This is a genomic window from Mixta mediterraneensis (assembly GCF_014946725.1).
Lineage (GTDB): Bacteria > Pseudomonadota > Gammaproteobacteria > Enterobacterales > Enterobacteriaceae > Pantoea > Pantoea mediterraneensis.
Map to the genome: position 1 here is coordinate 457,889 of NZ_JACFXY010000001.1, position 18,276 is coordinate 476,164.

The following is an 18,276-nucleotide window of genomic DNA, read 5'->3' on the forward strand; positions in this document are numbered from 1 at the left end:
GCTTTAATCCTGTAAGCGTGCGATCTCTTCGCCAAAATCACGAATATCTTCAAAGCTGCGATAGACCGAAGCAAAGCGAATGTAGGCGACTTTATCGAGCTTTTTCAGCTCATCCATTACCAGCGCACCAATCAGTTTACTGGGAATTTCACGCTCACCGGTGGCGCGCAATTGGGTTTTGATATGGTTAACCGCACTCTCAACGGCATCAGCGCTCACTGGACGTTTCTCCAGCGCCTTCATCATGCCGCTGCTGAGTTTGGCCTCATTGAAGGGCTCGCGTACATCGTTGCTTTTTACCACGCGCGGCATCACTAATTCAGCCACTTCAAACGTGGTAAAACGTTCATGACACACCAGACACTGACGACGACGACGCACCGACGATCCTTCACTAACCAGACGAGAATCAATCACTTTGGTGTCCACAGCGGAGCAGAATGGGCAATGCATGACGTTACCTGACGCAAGATAAATAAGTCATACAGTGTAGCGCGAACTGCAATTCAACAAAATCTATTCCCGTGCCTTTCCGTTGCCCAACGCACAGCCAGGCAATGCCTGCCTTACATTTTCTGAAAAACCACTACGCTTATAAAGCTGCATAGCAGCACACAACCACTAACAATCGGAGGTTTTATGGGTCTGTTTAATTTTGTGAAAGAAGCTGGAGAAAAGTTGTGGGATGCGGTCAGTGGCAGTGGCGATGACCAAAGCAAAAAACTGCAAGATCACATTAACAAATTAGGGCTACCAGACAGCGATAAGGTCAATGTCAAGGTGGATGGCGATACTGTAACCGTCAGCGGTGAGGGCGTTTCCCAGGAGCTCAAAGAGAAAATCATGGTAGCGGCCGGTAACGTAGCCGGTATCACCAAAGTCGATGATAAAGTTACCGTGAAAGACAGCGCACCAGAAGCCGAGCTGTATACGGTGAAAAAAGGCGATACCCTGAGCGCGATTTCCAAACAGGTTTACGGAAATCCTAATGAATACAATAAGATTTTTGAAGCGAACAAGCCAATGCTGTCGCATCCTGATAAGATCTATCCTGGCCAGGTTTTACGTATTCCAAAATAACTGACAAGGATAATTTATGAACAGGACGGTTTGGGCGCCGATGGCGATGTCACTGATCATTCTCAGCGGCTGTAGTAGTACGCCTTCGGCACCTAAAGTGAACGCGCTGCATCAGGAGGTGAGCCAGCTGAATCAACAGATGCAGCACTTGACCACCCAGGCCAGCGCGCTGGAAATTCAGGGCCAACTGAATAGCCACTCGCAACAGGGCGCATGGCTGGTTCCTCAGGCGAACACGCCGGTGGAACTGCAAACCCAGCTCGGCACATTGCGCTTATCCCTGTCACGGGTAGAAAGTGAAGCCAACGGTTCACGCGCTAATCTCAATATCCGTGCAACTGGCGATCAGCCCCTTTCTGCGCTGCGCGCCACAGTGGTATGGGGCGAGCTGGATCCGGCCAGTGGGAAACCGCTGAATGCCGATAGCCTGAATCAAACCATTGAGGTGCCCGCCTCGCTGTTGCCCCAGGCCTCGGTCAGCGTTCCGTTGCGTCTTAGCGGCATCACGCCTGAACAATTAGGTTACGTGCGCGTGCACGATGTCACGGGCGAAAGCGCCACTTCTACCGTTCCTGCTGCGCAATAAGCGCAAAAAAATGGGCTGCCACTGGCAGCCCATTTCATTTTACATGCCATGTTTAAGGCAGGATTGAAGGCTGATCGGCGCCCTCTTTCTCCACTTTCTGCACCAGCATATGTTCACGCTTCATGCCCAGTTTCAGCGCCAGCGCTGAAGAGACATAAATCGACGAAATCGTACCAATCGTCACACCGATCAACATGGTCAGCGAGAAGCCTTTCAGCAACGCTCCCCCAAAAATGAACAGGATCAGAATCATGGCCAACGTTGTCAGCGAGGTAATTAAAGTACGGCTCAGCGTTTGGGTCAGCGACACGTTGGTAATATCGTAAGGCGAACCGCGACGGATTTTGCGGAAATTTTCACGAATACGGTCGGATACCACGATCTTATCGTTGAGTGAGTAACCAATTACCGACATCAGCGAGGCGACAATGGTCAAATCGATTTCGATGTGGAACAGCGCCAGCAGGCCGCAGGTAATAATAACGTCATGCGCCAGTGCCAGTACCGTACCGAGCGCCAGACGCCACTCAAAGCGAAAACCGATATAGAGCAGAATCGCTATCAAGGCTGACAGCAGAGCCATCGCCCCCGCTTGCGCCAGATCGCTGCCCACACTTGGACCGACGAACTCAATGCGCTTGACGGTGGCGTTTTGCTGAGTGGTCTGGTTAATGACCGAGACCACTTTATTGCCTAACTCGGTGCCCGCTGGACCTGAAACGGGCGCCATGCGCACCATCACATCGCGGCTGCTGCCAAAATTCTGCACCAGCGGCTCATCAAAGCCCGCCTTCACCAGATCACTACGCAGCATATCGAGATCGGCGGGTTTTTCCAGGTTGATCTCAATCACCGTACCGCCGGTAAAATCGAGACCCCAGTTGAAACCACGCACGCCAACAATCGCAATCGCGGCAACAATCAGTAGCCCCGAAATGATAAACGCCAGCGTGTCCCAGCGCATAAAGTCAACGACTTTACGACCGTGGTTCAACTGTTCAATATTATAATCCTGTGCCACAACGCACTCCTCAGATAGACAGCTTGTTGATGCGTTTGCCACCGTAAACCAGGTTAACAATGGCACGGGTTCCAATAATCGCAGTGAACATGGAGGTTGCGATACCAATTGCAGTGGTAATTGCAAAGCCTTTGATCGAACCCGTACCAACCGCGTAAAGAATGATCACTTTGATGAGCGTGGTAACGTTCGCATCGACAATACTTGAAAAGGCGCCTTTGTAGCCTTCATGGATTGCCTGCTGAACGGAACGCCCGTTGCGCAGTTCTTCTTTAATACGTTCGTTAATCAGTACGTTGGCATCGACCGCCACTGCCAGCGTCAACACAATCCCGGCAATGCCTGGCATAGTCAGCGTCGCACCCGGCAACAGGGACATGATACCGACAATCAATATCAGGTTAACCAACAGCGCACTGGTCGCAATCAGGCCGAACTTTTTGTAGAACACCACCATAAACAGGATAGAGGCGAGCAGGCCCCACAAACAGGCTTCCAGCCCCTGGGTTATGTTTTGCTGACCCATGGTTGGACCGATGGTGCGCTCTTCAACGATCTGAATTGGCGCTATCAACGCACCGGCACGCAGCAGCAGCGACAGCTGACGGGCTTCGTTAGGGTTGCTGATACCGGTAATGCGGAAACTGTTACCCAGTCGGGACTGGATATTGGCAACGTTAATCACCTCTTCCTGTTTCACCAGGATTGAGCGACCGTTTGCATCTTTTTTGCCGCTGTCTTTATATTCCACAAACAAGGTCGCCATCGGCTTGCCGATATTGTCCTTAGTGAAGTTAGACATCAGGTTACCACCCGCACCATCCAGTGAAATATTCACCTGCGGCTGGTTGTACTCATCCATGCTCGACGTCGAATCGGTAATGTGATCACCGGTCAAAATCACGCGTTTATACAGGACAACGGGCTGGCCATCACGCATGTTTTTCACTTCAGAATCGCCTGGCACGCGTCCGTTAGCCGCAGCGCCTGGATCAACGCTGGTATTCACCAGACGGAACTCCAGCGTTGCGGTTGCGCCTAAAATCTCTTTGGCGCGAGCGGTATCCTGAATACCCGGTAACTCAACCACGATACGGTCAGCGCCCTGACGCTGCACCAGCGGCTCGGCAACACCTAACTGGTTTACACGGTTACGCAGAATCGTGATGTTCTGCTGGACAGCATACTCACGTGCTTCGCTGAGACGGGCATCGCTCATCGTGGCGCGCAGTGAATCTGCCCCGCTGTTATTAATCACCAGGTCCTGATGACGTGAGCTCAGCCAGCTTACCGCAGCATCGCGGCTTGCAGCATCACGGAAACGAATTCCCACACCGTAATTAGCGAGTTTATTAACGTTGGTATAAGGGATATTTTTCTCGCGCAGATCGCTGCGCAGGGTATCGGCGTTCTGCTCTTGCAGTTTGCCTAACGCGGTATCCATATCCACTTCCATCAGGAAGTGTACGCCACCACGCAGATCGAGGCCAAGTTTCATTGGCTCTGCCGCCAGCATAGACAGCCAACGCGGCGTCGCAGGCGCAAGGTTTAACGCAACAACATAGTTCTCGCCAAGCGCTTTCGTAATGGCTTCACGGGCACGTAACTGGACATCCGTATTAGCAAAAAGCGCAGTGATTGCACCGTTTTCCAGCGCAACCGATTTGCTCTGAATATTATTTTGTTTTAATGCGGTCTGAATCTGATCCAACGTTTGCTCACTGGCGGCGCTTCCGCGCGCACCAGTGATTTGAACGGCCGGATCCTCACCATACAGGTTGGGAAGTGCGTACAGCAGGCCGACAATAAAGACGACGACCAGCATGATGTACTTCCACAAAGGATAACGATTTAACACGGCAGTTCCCTTAGGGAAGTAAAAATTACAGCGCCTTCATAGTACCTTTCGGCAGGACGGCAGCCACGAAATCACGTTTGATCACTACTTCAGTCGTGTCGTTCAGCGCGATAGCAACATAGCCCGTTTCCGCCACTTTCGTCACACGTCCCACTAAACCACCACTGGTCAGCACTTCGTCACCCTTAGAGATGGAATCCATCAGCTTCTTGTGCTCTTTTGCACGTTTCTGCTGCGGACGCAGGATCATGAAATAGAAAATCAGACCAAACACCACCAGCATGATCACCAGAGAATACGGACTTCCCTGAGACGGTGCGCCTGCTGCAGCTACAGCGTCAGAAATGAAAAAGCTCATTAAATTTCCCTCATTGATGAATTATCAGACGTTAAAGGCGGAACTTCTTTGCCCGTCCGTTGGTAGAACTCGTTAACAAAGCGCTCTAATTTACCCTCTTCGATGGCCTGGCGTAAACCTGCCATCAGGCGCTGGTAATAGCGCAGATTATGGATAGTATTCAGTCGCGCGCCCAGTATTTCGTTACAGCGATCCAGATGATACAAGTACGCACGGCTGTAATTGCGACAGGTGTAACAATCACACTCGGCATCCAGCGGTGAAGTATCATCTTTATGCTTAGCATTGCGAATTTTTACTACACCGTCGGTCACAAACAGGTGGCCATTACGTGCGTTGCGCGTTGGCATGACGCAATCGAACATATCGATACCGCGACGAACGCCTTCCACCAAATCTTCAGGCTTGCCGACGCCCATCAAATAGCGCGGCTTATCGTGCGGAATTTGTGGACAAACATGCTCAAGGATGCGGTGCATATCTTCTTTCGGTTCACCCACCGCCAGGCCGCCCACAGCGTACCCATCAAAGCCGATCTCTACCAGACCTTTCACCGAGACATCTCGTAAATCTTCGTAAACAGAACCCTGGATAATGCCGAACAGTGCATTTTTATTGCCCAGGCTGTCGAAGCGGTCGCGGCTGCGTTGTGCCCAGCGTAGCGACATTTCCATCGAACGTTTCGCGTAATCCCAGTCGGCAGGATACGGCGTACATTCATCGAAAATCATGACGATGTCAGAACCGAGATCAAACTGAATCTCCATGGATTTTTCGGGATCGAGGAAAATCGCATCGCCATTGATCGGATTACGAAAATGTACGCCCGCTTCGGTTATTTTACGAATATCGCCCAGGCTGAATACCTGAAAGCCACCGGAATCCGTAAGAATCGGCCCTTTCCACTGCATAAAATCATGCAGATCGCCGTGCAGCTTCATGATCTCCTGGCCCGGACGCAGCCAGAGATGGAATGTATTACCCAGGATAATCTGCGCCCCGGTAGCCTGAACTTCTTCTGGCGTCATGCCTTTCACGGTGCCGTAAGTGCCAACCGGCATAAAGGCCGGGGTTTCTACCACGCCGCGATCAAAAATCAGACGGCCACGGCGCGCGCGCCCGTCTGTGGTATCCAGTTCAAATTTCACATAGCCTCCACCAGAGATACAGTCTGATGATTGGGTTAAATAATCAGGCGCCGACTGTTTCCTGCGGTGCCTGCGGGTTTTTACTGATGAACATCGCATCGCCATAACTGAAGAAACGATATTGCTCAGCCACAGCGGCGCGATACGCCGCCATGGTGTGCTGATAACCGGCAAAGGCCGAGACCAGCATAATCAGGGTTGATTCGGGCAGATGGAAATTAGTGATCAACGCATCGATCACCTTATAGTGATACCCTGGGTAAATAAAAATTTGCGTATCATCAAAGAACGGGGCAATTAGCGCGTCCTGGCTGGCTTTGGCCGCGCTTTCCAGTGAACGGACGGAGGTGGTGCCCACCGCAACCACCTTGTTGCCGCGTGCTTTACAAGCCAGCACCGCATCCACCACGTCCTGCGGCACTTCAGCATATTCGGCGTGCATGTGATGCTCTTCAATGGTCTCGACACGTACCGGCTGGAAGGTGCCCGCCCCCACATGCAACGTGACGAAGGCCATCTCAATGCCCTTATCCTTCAAAGCCTGAAGCAGCGGTTCATCAAAATGCAGGCCAGCAGTGGGTGCAGCAACCGCACCGGGACGTGCACTGTAAACCGTTTGATAAAGCTCACGGTCAGCGTCTTCGTCAGGCCGATCGATATACGGCGGCAGCGGCATATGGCCCACGCTGTTCAGTATATCCAGCACAGCACGATCATCTGCAAAGACAATTTCAAACAGCGCATCGTGGCGCGCTACCATGGTCGCTCTGACGCTCTCGTCATCCCCTAACAGCAGCTCCGTGCCAGGCTTAGGCGCTTTCGAAGCGCGCACATGCGCCAGTACACGTTTATCGTCGAGCATGCGCTCCACCAGCATTTCGATTTTGCCACCGCTCGCTTTACGGCCAAAAACGCGCGCCGGAATAACGCGCGTATTATTGAATACCAGCAAATCGCCGGGGTTCAGCTTATCCAGCACATCGGTGAAAACGCCATGCGTCAGCGCGCCACTTGGGCCATCCAGCGACAGCAAACGACAGCCGCTGCGCTGCGCCTGTGGGTAATGGGCGATAAGGGATTCAGGCAATTCAAAAGCAAAATCGGCAACACGCATGCAAGACTTCTTTCTCAGGCAAAAACAGGCGGCACAGTTTAGCGGAAAATCGACCAATTCTGAACAACTGGCTGTGCAAAGGCAGTTCAGCCTATAATGCGCCATGAACTTTCTTGCCCATCTTCACCTGGCCCAACTGGCTAACAGCTCATTGCTTGGCAATTTGATGGCCGATTTCGTGCGCGGAAACCCGTATCAACACTGGCCAACGCCGGTGGCTGACGGTATTCTGCTGCATCGTCGCCTCGACGTCATGACCGATTCATTGCCGGAAGTGCGCGAAGCGCGTCAGCTGTTCCGCCCTGAGACTTATCGCGTGGCGCCTGTCACACTTGATATAATCTGGGATCATTTCCTGGCGCGTCACTGGACAACATTCCACCCTACGCTGACGCTGGCACAATTTTCTGCCATAGCAGAGAAAGAGATCGTGCCGCAGCTGGCGCCAACGCCTGAAGCATTCAAAGCGCTGAACGCCGTGATGTGGCGCGAACGCTGGTTTGAACATTATGCGACTCCCGCACGGCTGGAAGGCGTGTTGAATAACATGGCGAGGCGTCGTCCACGCTTAGTCGCGCTGCGCGACTCCTATCAGGATTTTGTCACGCATTACCTTGCGCTGGAGAAACTGTTTTATCAATTCTATCCCCGGTTGATGGCGCTGGCGCAAACTCAGCAATTATAATTTTATCCGGTTCTTCATACGTTTTACCGACGCCATCCCTGCGCCCGGTTGTGATAACCGCCTACCCGGCGGGCGTAAATAAGTCCGTCCGTCGCATTACGCCGATCTTGTCGTACTGTTAAGCAGGTTCAGCCTTTCATCTGATGGCCGTTCTGTACCACATCTTAAATTGTCCGTTTACTGTAAAAAGCCTGCGGATGAACTTCTCCCCTTCTTGCCATCGGTTCTCATCTACGGCTTAATGAAGCCTTTCTTAACTTTTGTTAAGTAGGCCACACAGCCAGACCGCCTGTTCAGGCGTTTCTTCCGTTCGATATGTCTTAAAATCATAAGAGGGAAAGATGTCATCCGCTTCTCATTCTGAAACAGACGTGCGTTACCGTTATGCCTGCGAAATTGCTCAGGCGGCAGCCAGCCGCGCTTATTCCTGGTATCAACAACGCCAAAAATTAGTGGTGGAACATAAGAGGGATCTACAGGACGTGGTCAGCGAAGCCGACCGTAACGTGGAGGATTTAATCAAAACGCTTATCGCTGAACGTTTTCCAGAGGATGCCGTGTTAGGCGAAGAAAGTGGGGGCGATACTCAAGGCGCAACCTATGTCTGGGTGGTCGATCCGATTGATGGCACTGCCTGTTTCGTTAATGGCCTGCATAACTGGTGCGTTTCGCTAGCAGTATTGTGCGAAGGCGAAGCAGTGATTGGCGTCGTATGCGATCCTAATCATCAGGAGCTGTTCCATGCACGCCAGGGGCAAGGCGCATGGATGAACGAAACGCGCATTCAGGCGCACAGCGCACAGCATTTAAGCGAGGGCTTATTTGGCTTAAGTAATTCAGGTCGCGTGCCGTCAGAAAGCGTGACCACGCTGATCACCGCTTTAATGCTGGAGGGCGGTATGTTTATCCGTATCGGGTCTGGTGCGTTGACCAGCGCCTGGGCTGCGGCGGGACGGTTGATTGGCTATTACGAAGCACATATGAATCCGTGGGATAGCCTGCCGGGCATCGTTCTGATGCGGGAAGCTGGCGGGATCACCAATGATTACTTGCGTAATGATGGTCTGAAAAACGGAAACCCGGTGCTGTTAGCCAATGCCGCGCTTTATCCACGGCTAAAAGCATTGATCAATAACAACGCGCTACACGATTAGGAACAGAAATCTGTCATGGCTTCCTCACTATTCCGTTGGCGAGCATGGATATTTTGCTCGCTATGGCTGCTAACCAATCCATTACATGCGGAGGGGCGTTATCAGCTGGAGAAAGTGGTGGAGCTAAGCCGACACGGCATACGTCCTCCTACAGCCGGTAATCGCAAGGAGATCGAAGCAGCCACGCAACGTACCTGGACGAAATGGCGAACGCCAGATGGCGAATTAACCGAGCACGGTTACAGCGCGGTGATGAATAAAGGACGCTGGCAAGGCGAACATTATCGGCAGCTGGGCCTGCTCAGTGCCGGTTGCCCTTCTCCTGCGGATATCGCTGTTCGCGCCAGTCCCATGCAGCGCACGATTGCCACCGCTAAGGCCTTGGTTAACGGTGCGTTTCCCGGCTGTAGCATCCCCGTTCATCATGTAAAAGACGATATCGATCCGCTGTTTCAGGCAGATAAGCTGGAGGCGACGCAAACAGATCCCATCAAGGAGCTGGCCGCGAAACGGGCGAAGGCGGGCAATCTTCCTGCGCTTCAGCAGCGTTTACAGCCCACCATTCAGTTACTGAAGCGGGCCGTTTGCGCATCGGTTAAGGATTGTCCTTTCTTTGACCGTCCCTGGCAGTTTAAGCAGACCAGAAGCGGTCACACTTATGTGCAAGGGCTGAGCGCCATGGCCAGCATGGTAGAAACGTTGCGCCTGGGCTACAGCGAAAATTTACCTTTTGACCAACTGGCATGGGGCCACATTACCTCAGCCGCGCAAATTACCGCATTGTTACCGCTGTTAACTGCTAATTACGATCTGAGCAACGATATATTCTATCTGGCGCAACGGCGCGGTTCAGTTTTGCTTAATGCGATATTGCAGGGTATTAACCCCGGCGCTGACGCACTGCCCAAAACACGCTGGCTGCTATTTGTCGCGCATGATACCAATATCGCCATGGTGCGAACGTTAATCGATTTCCACTGGCACTTACCCGGTTATTCGCGTGGGAATATTCCACCAGGTAGCAGCCTGGTGTTTGAACGCTGGCGCGACAGCCAGAGCGGCGAACGTTTTATACGTATCTATTTCCAGGCACAAAGCCTGGATGCACTGCGTCAGTTGCAGCCAATTGATGCGGCCCACCCACTTTTACGGGAAGAGTGGTATCAGCCAGGCTGTAAGCTGACTCCGGTCGGTACGCTTTGCCCTTATCAGTCCAGCATCGAACAACTGCGTAAGCGGCTGGATCCAAAGGCGATCGTCCCGGTCGATTACGCTCTTCCCTCATCCTGATCCTGAATGAACAGCGGGCAAATGGACAGTAAACTTCACAATCAGTTAATTAAAAATGATTAATCCAGACGATACTTTCTGGTATTTATCTCATTTTCGTTAAAAACATATCCAGCTATATTTTTTTGATTTAGGATAGCGCTGTCAATCATCCCTTTTTATTACTCTTTTTTGTTAACACTTCGGCGACTGGATTCGCCGTTTTTATTTATTAATAAGCCTGTTTATTAACTTCAATGTTCATGTAAACACTAACATTAAAAAATATAACGTTTTGACCGGCCCAGAGGCGGGCAATAATGCTTCATCGCGATTTCCTGCAGACAGGCTATTTTCTTTTGGTATCAGTTTATTATCGGGCAGACTGAAAAAGCTTTTTTATTTTCGACGGCCCTTACCGCAATACGGCCAGCTGGCGCCGGCAGCATGGGACGATTCCTTTCTGTACCTGATGGTATCTTTATTATTTCATTCCACAGCCGTTGTTAAATTTGCTATTAATAAGCCGTTATTACGTGCTGAAGCACAATTTTAATAATACTGTTTTTTATGAGCGGCAAAAAAAGTAAAACGCCCCTGTTTTAGAGGGGCGTTTCCGTTTATTTCGCCTGCTTACGTACCAGCTTATAGCCCAGCAGTAGCAGCACAATCCATACGCAGCCAGCGTAAAGCGACACACGCGTATCCGGGAAATAACCGATCAGGCCGATAATAAAGGCCAGAAACGCTACCCCTACCCCGGCGGTCCAGCTGCCACCAGGCAAGGCGAATTGCAGCTTACTGGCCGCTTCCTGACCAATTTTGCGACGAAAAGCCATCTGTGACAGCAGGATCATGATCCACACCCAAACCGTAGCAAAGGTCGCCAGTGAAGCGATTACCAGGAAGATTTTTTCCGGCATCAGGTAGTTAAGGTATACCGCGATCAGCATGGCGAACATCATCACCACCACCGTAACCCACGGAATACCGCGCCCGGAGACTTTCATAAATACTTTCGGTGCATGGCCCTGCTGCGCCATGCCGTGCAACATGCGCCCTACACCAAATACATCGCTGTTAATCGCAGACAGCGAGGCAGTCAGCACCACAAAATTTAGGACAGAAGCCGCAGCGGCAATGCCAAGATGCTGGAAGGTCAGCACAAACGGACTGCCGGATGTACCGACCTGGTTCCACGGATAGATCGACATGATCACAAACAGTGTGCCGACATAAAACACCAGAATACGCAGCGGCACCGAGTTGATAGCACGTGGAATCGATTTGGCGGGATCTTTGGCTTCACCGGCTGTAATACCGATGATTTCGATCCCCCCGTAGGCGAACATCACCATTTGTAGCGACAGCAACATCCCCACGATACCGTGAGCGAAGAAGCCGCCGTTACTCCACAGGTTATGAATGCCGGTTGGCTGTCCGCCATTGCCGATCCCCCAGAAGATCATGGCAAAACCGGCCACAATCATCACAATGATGGTGGCGACCTTAAAGAAAGAGAACCAGAACTCAACTTCGCCAAATACCTTCACGCTCATCAGGTTGACCGCACCGATAATCAGCACCACGCTCAGTACCCAAATCCAGTGCGGCACATCGGGAAACCAGACGCCCATGTAAATGCCGAAGGCGGTAACGTCAGCAATGGCAACAATCAGAATCTCAGAACAGTATGTCCAGCCCGTGATATAACCCGCCATCGGGCCGAGATAATCCTGGGCATAACGTGAAAACGAACTGGCCTGCGGATTGTTCACCGACATCTCGCCCAGCGCACGCATAATAATGTAAGCCACCGCGCCACCGATGATATAAGCGAGCAATACGCTCGGTCCGGCCATTTTAATGGCATCTGCGGAGCCGTAGAACAGCCCGGTTCCAATCGCCGATCCCAGCGCCATAAAACGGATATGGCGCGTGCTCAGTCCGCGTTTGAGCTTGTTGATTTCTTGCATAACAACACTACCTTGCAAATGAAAAAACCACGGGCAAGCCCGTAGTTAGAGAAAAAACGTTTACTGTTACGAGTGAATCTTGACCTGTGCGCGTCCTTTCACCCGGTCCACCAGCGCAACAATCAGCAGGATAACCAGCGAGGGCGGCAACCAGGCAAGCCCCTGATCCGCCAGCGGCAGGTTCTGACTAAAGGCCGGCAACACCGCTTTAAATTCGGTAGTTTTAATGGCATCCACAATACCGAACAGCAGGCTAATCAGCATGGTTGGCGCAATAATGAGGCTACTCTTGTTCCACCAGCGCAGGGTGAAGCTCAACACGACCAGCACGATGCACGGCGGATAAATCGCAGTCAGTACCGGAATCGAAATCTGAATCAGATGGCTCAGACCAAGGTTCGACACCACCATTGAGAACAGGCCGAGGACGAACACCAGCGTTTTATACGACAGCGGCAGGTACTGTGCAAAAAATTCAGCACAGGCACAGGTCAGGCCTACGGCGGTAACCATACAGGCAACAAAAATCAGTGCCGCCAGGAAGAAGCTGCCCATACTGCCGAACGTCTGCTGAACGTAAGCGTGCAGAATAGCGGCACCGTTAGCGTTCTGATCGACCAGCGAGCCGCTACCTGAACCCAGCCTGAACAGGCTGAGATAAACCAGCGTCAGGCCAATACCGGCAATCAGCCCCGCCAGCACGGTATAACGCGTCAATAAGACTGGATTTTTAATCCCGCGTGACCGTGCGGCGTTGACAATAACAATACCGAAAACCAGCGCACCCAGCGTATCCATCGTCAGATAACCATTAACGAAACCGCTGGAGAAAGCCGCACGTTGATAATCAGCCGTTGCCGGAATAATATCGCCCGCTGGCCATATCAGCGCAGCAAGGCCAAGCACGGTCAGCGCAACAATTTTCAGTGGCGCGAGGAAATGACCAACGGTATCCAGCAGTTTTCCCGGATAGAGAGAAATTCCGATGACCAGTGCGAAGTAAATCAGACTGTAGCTAAACAGCGGCAGCGAGCCGTCTCCCGTCAGCGGCGCAATGCCCACCTCAAAGGACACTGTGGCGGTACGCGGGGTCGCGAACAGCGGACCAACGGCCAGATAGCACACCGTTGCCAGCACCAAACCGGCTACTTTGCCAATCGGCGAACTGAGCGCGTCGATGCCGCCGACCACGCGCGCCAGCGCAATAACGGTGATCACTGGCAAACCCACAGCGGTAATAAGGAATCCGATCGCGGCGGTCCAGACATGTTCGCCGGACTGAATGCCAACCATCGGCGGGAAAATAATGTTGCCCGCGCCCACAAACAGGGCAAACGTCATGAAGCCCAGCGCGAGAATATCTTTCGAAGTTAAACGGTGTGTCATACGGCCTGTCATTGTTGTTGCGGTGGAAGTTGAATTTGCATTGCCCTCGCTGCGTCAAAACAACGATTTGCCAGCCAATATCAGCGCATTATGCTCGTCGTGAGATGAAGCGCAGGTGATTTAAGCTGCTTTTTTTCTGTTCACGGAGGGTTAAATCGACAGCGGCGCTAAGTAGAACGTTTATAGCGAAGAAAGGCAATACAGGATCGGAAAACCAGAGGTTTATTGTGAATTTATATGTATAACCAGATAATGGCTCTAATATTTGGCGTAAGCACATCAGATGATGTGCTTATTTTTTCTTCAGGCCGTAAGAAGTTCCAGCATTAACGGAGGTTAATCTGCACAAAAGGCGCGTTTTACGCGCCTGTTTGCGTAACGTTACAGCATCACCACACCTGATTCGCAATATCGACAACCAGACGAATCTTTTGCCATTGCTGCGCCTCGCTCAGGCTGTTGCCCTCTTCCGTTGAGGCGAAGCCGCATTGTGGGCTGAGGCAGATCTGGTCGAGACTCACAAACTTCGCCGCTTCAGCCAGACGCGCTTTCACCTGGGCCGGATCTTCCTGTTCACCGTTTTTAGTGGTAACTAATCCCAACACGACTTGCTGATGCCCTGGCTTGATGAAGCGCAGCGGTTCAAAACCGCCAGAACGCTCGTTGTCATATTCGAGAAAAAACGCGTCAATATTAACCGTACCAAACAGGATTTCAGCCACCGGCTCATAGCCTCCTTCTGAAATCCAGGTTGAACGGAAATTACCGCGACAGACATGCAGCCCAACCGTCAGATCGGCGGGCTTACCTTCCAGCGCTTTGTTCAGCACGTGGGCGTAGATACGAGCCAGCTCTTCGGGATCATCGCCGCGCTCACGGATCTGACGTTTCTGATCTTCAGAACACAGGTAGGCCCAAACAGTGTCATCCAGCTGTAAATAGCGGCAACCTGCGGCATAAAAAGCGCTAATTGCGTCTTTATAGGTTTGTGCCAGATCGTCAAAATACGCAGCCAGATCCGGATAAACAGTGGAATCGATCACATTGCGACCGCCACGGAAATGCAGCACGCTGGGGCTGGGAATGGTCATTTTAGGCACTGCATCACCCGCGATGCTTTGCAAAAAGCGGAAATCTTCCAGCATGGGGTGATTGCCAAAGCTCAGTTTGCCCGTTACTTTCACGCCACGCGCTTTAGTCTGTACCCCATTGAACTGGATGCCCTGACCGGCCTCATAACGTTCAACGCCTTCCAGACCATCGAAAAAGTCGAAGTGCCACCATGCGCGACGAAACTCACCGTCAGTAACCACTTTCAGGCCATTTTCGCGCTGTTTTGCTACCACATCACGAATAGCTTCATCTTCTACACGACGCAGTTCAGTGGCATCAATTTCACCGGCGGCGAACTGTTCGCGTGCCTGTTTGATAGCGGCAGGACGCAGAAAACTGCCAACGGTATCGGCACGGAAGGGGGCGGTATTTCTTTGCATGATCGCTCCTGGCTCACCTGTCACATAATTGCGGCAGGTAATAATTTCATAGAGTTAAGTATAGCCATCCGGATGGCTATATGGCCAACGAAAGAGTGACATGCGAGCTTCTCAGCCGCAACAGAAGAAAATTCAACGTGCGTGAGGAAAATTCATGTTGCAGCCAGGGAAATTAATTATCGTCAAGGATGGCGCGCGTCTGCGCCAACTGGCGGTGCGATAAAGGCAGATAGCCCGCCTCGCTCACGCGGTGCTGACCTTGCGATGACAAAATCTGCTGTAAAAATGCCGCCACCAGCGGTGGCAAAGGTTTGCCGGGTGCTTTGTTTACATAGAGGTAAAGCGGACGTGCCCAGGGATAATGGCCGCTGCGAATACTTTCCGCATCAGGCATCACCGCATCTCCGCTGGCATTGACCACAGACAACATTTTCACACCGCTGAGGTGAAACCCAAAGCTGGTGTAGCCGATACTGCGCAGGTTGCCCGCCACTGCCTGTACCACTGCGGCTGAACCGGGAAACTCTGCAACATCACTGCGAAAATCACCGTTACACAGCGCCTGCTGTTTGAAAAAACCCCACGTCCCGGAGGCCGAATTACGGCCATAGCGCTGTAAACTACGATCGGCCCAGTCAGCCTGTTTCACGCCGAGATCTCCCCAATGGGCGGGGATGTGGGTTGCGCCGCACAGACGCGTAACAGAAAAAATCGCATCAAGCTGGCGCGGATCGATCTGCTGCAACGGGTTGCGCTGATTCACCACCACCACCAAAGCATCCATTGCCACCGGTACTGCCAGCGGCGGATAGCCGTATCGCGCCTCAAACGCCTGGCGCTCGTCAGCCTGCATTGGTCGGCTCATTGCCCCAATCTGAGCGGCTCCCGCAGCCAGCGCAGTAGGTGCGGTAGACGAACCGGATGCCTGCACCTGCACATTGACGCCTGGCGCCTGACGGCTGAAATCCTCCCCCCATAACGTCATTAAATAACCGAGGGTGTCTGAACCGACACTGCTTAAATTGCCGGAAAGCGTACCCGGCTGTGCCTGGGTTACCGCAGGCAGCAAAAACAAGAGGGAGCAAAGAAACGTGCGCATGAGAAGGTCCCTTAACCGTTAATGAACGGCATTCTCCTGCATCCCGACGCTGACAATCAACCTTGGTGCCAGCGTAAAGGTAAAGCAGGTTTCCTGGTAAGGGATGCTGGTGATGTCCAGCCGTGCGTTGTGATGGCTGAGCGCATGTTTAACAATAGCTAATCCTAAACCGCTGCCGCCGGTGGCACGCGAACGCGCTTTATCAACCCGATAGAAACGCTCAGTCAAACGCGGCAGGTGTTCTGGCGGAATGCCCGGTCCGTTATCGCACACTTTGAATATCGCGCCTTGCGGGCCGCGCAACCAGCTAATATCAATGCGCGTGCCGTCCGGTGTATGGTTAACCGCGTTGTACACCAGATTAGAGATAGCGCTGCGTAGCTGTTCATCGTTGCCAAACACTTTCAGATGCGGATCGGTGTGAAAATGGATCTCGTGACGCCCGGCGCTCAGGGTTTCAGCCTCACGTTGTAGCAGTTTGAGCATTATCGGCACATCGACTTTTTCTTTCATATCGATGACTGGCGCAGCTTCAATGCGCGACAGCGTTAACAATTGTTTCACCAGGCTGTCCATACGGCGCGTCTGCTCTGACATGGTATGCAACGCCTTGCCACGCGATTTTTCGTTCATCACCGAATCGTTCATCATTTCCAGATAACCTTGCAGCACCGTTAATGGTGTGCGCAGTTCGTGACTCACGTTAGCAAAGAAATTACGTCGCGCGCCTTCCAGCTGATGCATTTGCGTTACATCACGCGCCACCGTCAGCCACTGGCCTTCGCTGTACGGCATGACGCGAAATTCCATATGATGCTGATTATTTAGCACCAGCGTCAGGGGTTTATCAAAATCGCATTTACGAATATAGCGGGAAAATTCGGGGTAACGCAGCAGGTTAAGGATGTTCTGCCCGTTATCTTCCGGCCAGCGCAGGCCCAGGTGTTGCTGCGCTAAGCCATTACACCAGAAGATGGTGCCTTCTTCGGTAGTCAGAATGACCGCATCCGGTAGCGACTCCGCACCGCTGCGAAAGCGCTTGATCAGGCTGCCTAACTCCCGGCGCCGTCGTCGGTTACGCAGCTGCATCTGATATAACCCATAAAACAGCGGCTCCCAACTGGCGCGCCCGGTGGGCGGCGTCATGGTGCGATCCAGCCATAACCAGTGCGACAGGCGCATCAAATTATGAAAATGCCACCCCAATAGCGCCAGTACGCTGAACAACAGCCACCACGGTAAATAGCCGAATAGCAGGCCGAGAATCAGCGCAGGCAGACACGCCAATACCAGTTCTGACAGTAATCTCTTCCAGGAGAGGCGTTCCAGCACGGTTAAGGCTCCGTTTAGTAGCGGGCAGAGAAACGATAACCTGTTCCGCGGACGGTTTGCACCATGCGATCGTGCCCGGAGACTTCCAGCGCTTTACGTAAACGGCGAATGTGAACATCAACGGTGCGATCTTCAACATAAACATTGGTGCCCCAAACGTGGTTCAGCAGCTGTTCACGGCTGTAGACCCGTTCCGGGTGAGTCATAAAGAAATGCAATAACTTATATTCAGTCGGTCCCATTTCCAGCGGGGTCGCTTCCGACATAACGCGATGCGATGAAGGATCCAGACTTAGCCCCTGCATCTCAATTATCTCTTCCACCGCCATTGGTGAAATACGGCGCATTACCGCTTTAATACGCGCCATAAGTTCTTTCGGCGAAAATGGCTTAGTGACGTAATCATCAGCACCTACTTCCAGGCCGCGAACGCGATCCTCCTCTTCACCACGCGCTGTCAACATCATTACCGGGATGTCGCGCGTCATTGCTTCGCGTTTCAGATGCTTAATAAATTGTATGCCGCTGCCGCCGGGCAACATCCAGTCCAGCAGAATTAAATCTGGCCAGGGTTCAATCAGTTTCCCGACCGCGCTGTCATAATCTTCCGCCTCAATTGGCTGATAGTCGTTCTGCTCCAGGACAAAACACAACATTTCACGGATGGGGGCTTCATCTTCCACAACCAAAATGCGCTTAGCCATTAGTACTCCTGCT

At 52.2% G+C, this 18,276-nt stretch carries 17 protein-coding genes; 5 read left to right on the top strand and 12 right to left on the bottom strand.

Features of this window, described 5'->3' with window-relative positions; all coding sequences use genetic code 11:
* Positions 1-3 precede the first annotated feature (3 nt).
* A complete protein-coding gene (gene nrdR, locus H2P46_RS02335) occupies positions 4-453 on the bottom strand; it encodes a transcriptional regulator NrdR (RefSeq protein WP_193403612.1) in 450 nt (149 codons plus the stop codon).
* A 186-nt stretch (positions 454-639) separates the two neighbouring features.
* On the opposite strand from nrdR, the gene lysM reads away from it, so the two are divergent.
* Together lysM and H2P46_RS02345 are read left to right on the top strand one after the other, a co-directional pair.
* Positions 640-1,080: a peptidoglycan-binding protein LysM gene (lysM, locus tag H2P46_RS02340; protein WP_193403613.1), complete on the top strand. Its 441-nt coding sequence runs from the start codon at positions 640-642 to the stop codon at positions 1,078-1,080.
* Between the two features lie 16 nt (positions 1,081-1,096).
* Positions 1,097-1,666: a SadB/YajI family lipoprotein gene (locus H2P46_RS02345; RefSeq protein ID WP_193403614.1), complete on the top strand. Its 570-nt coding sequence runs from the start codon at positions 1,097-1,099 to the stop codon at positions 1,664-1,666.
* Positions 1,667-1,718: 52 nt separating this feature from the next.
* Here the strand turns inward: H2P46_RS02345 and secF are convergent, their stop codons facing one another.
* From secF to queA, 5 genes are read right to left on the bottom strand one after another with little or no spacing between them, the layout of a single operon-like run.
* The gene (gene secF / locus H2P46_RS02350) at positions 1,719-2,687 is read right to left on the bottom strand and encodes a protein translocase subunit SecF (RefSeq protein ID WP_193403615.1); all 969 of its coding nucleotides are present in this window, start codon (positions 2,685-2,687) and stop codon (positions 1,719-1,721) included.
* 10 nt (positions 2,688-2,697) lie between these two features.
* Positions 2,698-4,545, bottom strand: a complete 1,848-nt coding sequence (secD, locus tag H2P46_RS02355; protein WP_193403616.1) for a protein translocase subunit SecD — start codon at positions 4,543-4,545, stop codon at positions 2,698-2,700.
* A gap of 25 nt (positions 4,546-4,570) precedes the next feature.
* Complete coding sequence (gene yajC / locus H2P46_RS02360) at positions 4,571-4,903, bottom strand: preprotein translocase subunit YajC (protein WP_193403617.1); 333 nt, start codon at positions 4,901-4,903, stop codon at positions 4,571-4,573.
* Positions 4,903-6,051, bottom strand: a complete 1,149-nt coding sequence (gene tgt, locus H2P46_RS02365; RefSeq protein ID WP_193403618.1) for a tRNA guanosine(34) transglycosylase Tgt — start codon at positions 6,049-6,051, stop codon at positions 4,903-4,905. The genes yajC and tgt overlap by 1 nt, the downstream gene beginning before the upstream one ends.
* A gap of 43 nt (positions 6,052-6,094) precedes the next feature.
* On the bottom strand, positions 6,095-7,165 hold the full coding sequence (queA, locus tag H2P46_RS02370; RefSeq protein WP_193403619.1) for a tRNA preQ1(34) S-adenosylmethionine ribosyltransferase-isomerase QueA: 1,071 nt from the start codon (positions 7,163-7,165) through the stop codon (positions 6,095-6,097).
* A gap of 103 nt (positions 7,166-7,268) precedes the next feature.
* On the opposite strand from queA, the gene H2P46_RS02375 reads away from it, so the two are divergent.
* The 3 genes from H2P46_RS02375 (at position 7,269) to H2P46_RS02385 (ending at position 10,294) form a co-directional block, all read left to right on the top strand.
* Entirely contained in the window at positions 7,269-7,850 is a 582-nt protein-coding gene (locus tag H2P46_RS02375) for an acyl carrier protein phosphodiesterase (RefSeq protein ID WP_193403620.1), read from the top strand.
* A gap of 341 nt (positions 7,851-8,191) precedes the next feature.
* The gene (locus H2P46_RS02380) at positions 8,192-9,004 is read left to right on the top strand and encodes an inositol monophosphatase family protein (protein ID WP_193403621.1); all 813 of its coding nucleotides are present in this window, start codon (positions 8,192-8,194) and stop codon (positions 9,002-9,004) included.
* Positions 9,005-9,019: 15 nt separating this feature from the next.
* Positions 9,020-10,294: a histidine-type phosphatase gene (locus H2P46_RS02385; protein ID WP_193403622.1), complete on the top strand. Its 1,275-nt coding sequence runs from the start codon at positions 9,020-9,022 to the stop codon at positions 10,292-10,294.
* 599 nt (positions 10,295-10,893) lie between these two features.
* Here the strand turns inward: H2P46_RS02385 and proY are convergent.
* The 6 genes from proY to phoB all read right to left on the bottom strand — a co-directional run bounded on the left by proY (position 10,894) and on the right by phoB (position 18,263).
* On the bottom strand, positions 10,894-12,249 hold the full coding sequence (gene proY / locus H2P46_RS02390; protein ID WP_193403623.1) for a proline-specific permease ProY: 1,356 nt from the start codon (positions 12,247-12,249) through the stop codon (positions 10,894-10,896).
* A 66-nt stretch (positions 12,250-12,315) separates the two neighbouring features.
* Complete coding sequence (brnQ, locus tag H2P46_RS02395; protein WP_193403624.1) at positions 12,316-13,635, bottom strand: branched-chain amino acid transport system II carrier protein; 1,320 nt, start codon at positions 13,633-13,635, stop codon at positions 12,316-12,318.
* A 389-nt stretch (positions 13,636-14,024) separates the two neighbouring features.
* Positions 14,025-15,128 carry a cobalamin-independent methionine synthase II family protein gene (locus H2P46_RS02400; RefSeq protein ID WP_193403625.1) on the bottom strand — a complete coding sequence of 368 codons (1,104 nt, stop codon included), beginning with the start codon at positions 15,126-15,128 and terminating at the stop codon, positions 14,025-14,027.
* Between the two features lie 172 nt (positions 15,129-15,300).
* Positions 15,301-16,227 (bottom strand): PstS family phosphate ABC transporter substrate-binding protein, encoded by a 927-nt coding sequence (locus tag H2P46_RS02405; protein WP_193403626.1) that lies wholly within the window; start codon positions 16,225-16,227, stop codon positions 15,301-15,303.
* 18 nt (positions 16,228-16,245) lie between these two features.
* Positions 16,246-17,559: a phosphate regulon sensor histidine kinase PhoR gene (gene phoR, locus H2P46_RS02410; RefSeq protein ID WP_193403627.1), complete on the bottom strand. Its 1,314-nt coding sequence runs from the start codon at positions 17,557-17,559 to the stop codon at positions 16,246-16,248.
* A gap of 14 nt (positions 17,560-17,573) precedes the next feature.
* Entirely contained in the window at positions 17,574-18,263 is a 690-nt protein-coding gene (gene phoB, locus H2P46_RS02415; RefSeq protein ID WP_193403628.1) for a phosphate response regulator transcription factor PhoB, read from the bottom strand.
* Positions 18,264-18,276 lie beyond the last annotated feature (13 nt).